Origin of the sequence: Nonomuraea cavernae, from assembly GCF_014646355.1 — a bacterium.
Lineage (GTDB): Bacteria > Actinomycetota > Actinomycetes > Streptosporangiales > Streptosporangiaceae > Nonomuraea > Nonomuraea cavernae.
The window spans coordinates 1-2209 of sequence record NZ_BMNH01000024.1; the positions used below are offsets into that span (position 1 = coordinate 1).

Sequence of the window (2209 nt, forward strand, 5' to 3'; positions counted from 1 at the left end):
CTGAACGCGGTCCGTCACCGGCACCGGGAGTTGCGCCGCCGCCTGCAGGCCAAGGCCACCAAGTCCGCGAAACGGTTGTTGAAGAGACGCCGCCGCAAGGAAGCACGTTTCGCCGCCGACCTTAATCACACCATCGCCAGACGCATCGTGACCGAGGCTGCACGCACCGGGCGAGGCATCGCCCTGGAAGATCTCCAGGGCATCCGCGACCGGGTACGGCTCCGCAAGCCCCAGCGGGTCACGCTGCATGCGTGGTCGTTTCACCAGCTCGGCCACTTCATCGCCTACAAGGCGGCCCGTGCCGGTGTCGCCCTGGTCTGGGTGGACCCGGCCTACACCTCGCAGGCCTGCTCGGCCTGCGGGCACGTGGCCAAGAACAACCGGCCCGACCAGGAAACCTTCGCCTGTACGTCGTGCGGCTTCGCTGAGCACGCCGACGTCAACGCAGCCCGCAACATCGCCGCACGCGGTGAGACGGGCTGGGCAGTGAGTCACGCTGCCTGACGCGGACCAAACCGTCGAAACCACCGACGGCCAGGAGCTGCAAGCTTAGTCCCTTCAGGGCTGAGAAGCTGACTCATGATCTTTCCTTCATGCTCATCGGGATCAGGACCTGCTTGATCGAGACGCCCTAGGAGATCTTGCGGCGGTAGGTGTTCATGGCGAAGCCGTACGCGACGATCAGGATGCCGGCACACCAGGCGAGGGCGATCCAGATGTCGTTGCCGACCGGCTGCTGGGCGAACAGGTCGCGGATGGCGTTGACGATGGAGGTCACCGGCTGGTTCTCGGCGAAGACGCGCAGCGGGCCGGGCATGGTGTCGGTGGGCACGAAGGCCGAGCTGAGGAAGGGCAGGAAGATGAGCGGGTAGGAGAACGCGCTCGCGCCTTCCAGGGTCGTGGCGGACAGGCCGGGGATGACGGCGATCCAGGTCAACGCCAGGGTGAACAGGATCAGGATGCCCACCACCGACAGCCAGGCCAGCACTCCCGCTCCCGAGCGGAAGCCCATGAGCAGGGCCACGAGCATCACGACCACGAGCGAGACCAGATTGGCGACCAGCGAGGTCAGCACGTGCGCCCACAGCACCGACGACCGTGAGGTCGGCATCGACTGGAAGCGCTCGAAGATGCCGCCCTTGATGTCCATGAACAGCCGGTACGCGGTGTAGGCGATGCCCGAGGCGACCGTGATGAGCAGGATGCCGGGCAGCATGTAGTTCACATACGAATCCGACCCTGTTCTGATCGCGCCGCCGAACACGTAGACGAACAGCAGCAGCATGGCGATCGGCATGATCACGGTTGTGATGATGGTGTCCGGGCTGCGCGTGATGTGGCGCAGGGACCGTCCCAGCAGGACGGCGGTGTCGCCGAAGAAATGCTTGCTCATCGTATCTCCTTAAGGCTGGAGACCCCGTCCTTCAGGGCGGGGAGGAAAGCCGGAATAATGCCATCAAATCGAACACGTGTCCGAGATTTAGCTGATCTTGCAGTAGGTTGTGCGGCGTGGCGCAGATCGTGAAGCGGGCCTACAAGTACCGCTTCCACCCGACTCCCGAGCAGGCAGTGGAGCTTGCCCGGACGTTCGGCTGCGTGCGCCTGGTCTACAACAAGGCGCTGGAGGAGCGCACCCGCGCCTACCGGCTGGAGGGGCGCGGTGTCTCCTATGCGGAGTCGTCGGCGCTGCTGACGGCGTGGAAGCGCTCTGCGGAGTTGCGCTTTCTGGGCGAGGTGTCGTGTGTCCCGTTGCAGCAGGCGTTGCGTCATCTTCAGGCGGCGTTCGCTGCCTTCTTCGCCAAACGGGCCAGGTATCCGGTGTTCAAGTCCCGTAAGAAGTCGCGGCTGAGCGCCGAATACACCCGTTCGGGCTTTCGCTGGCGCGATGGTTCGCTGACGTTGGCGAAGATGGACGAGCCGCTGGACATCGTGTGGTCGCGGCCCCTGCCTGAGGGCGCTCGGCCGTCCACGGTGACCGTGTCGAAGGATGCGGCCGGACGCTGGTTCGTGTCCATCCTGGTGGAGGAGATGATCTCCCCGCTGCCCCCGGTCGCACAGGTGGTGGGAGTGGATGCGGGGATCACCGCTCTGGTCACGTTGTCGAGCGGGGAGAAGATCGTCAACCCCCGCCATGAACGGGCCGACCGTCGCAAGCTGGCCCGCGCTCAGCGGGCGCTGGCCCGAAAGGAGAAGGGTTCGAACAATCGGG

The 2209-nt window shown here is 65.2% G+C and carries 3 protein-coding genes; 2 read left to right on the top strand and 1 reads right to left on the bottom strand.

What is annotated here, in order from left to right:
- A partial coding sequence (locus IEY82_RS29170; protein WP_189127458.1) for an RNA-guided endonuclease InsQ/TnpB family protein occupies positions 1–504 on the top strand: 504 nt, incomplete at its 5' end.
- A 127-nt stretch (positions 505–631) separates the two neighbouring features.
- Here IEY82_RS29170 and IEY82_RS29175 read toward each other — a convergent pair.
- Complete coding sequence (locus tag IEY82_RS29175; protein WP_189127459.1) at positions 632–1393, bottom strand: ABC transporter permease; 762 nt, start codon at positions 1391–1393, stop codon at positions 632–634.
- Between the two features lie 116 nt (positions 1394–1509).
- Between IEY82_RS29175 and IEY82_RS29180 the strand changes: the two genes are divergently transcribed.
- A partial coding sequence (locus IEY82_RS29180) for an RNA-guided endonuclease InsQ/TnpB family protein (RefSeq protein ID WP_189127460.1) occupies positions 1510–2209 on the top strand: 700 nt, incomplete at its 3' end.

Bases quoted from the DNA above. Each gene is read 5' to 3' on its own strand.
- IEY82_RS29175 (WP_189127459.1), bottom strand. From the start codon at position 1,393: ATGAGCAAGCATTTCTTCGGCGACACCGCCGTCCTGCTGGGACGGTCC.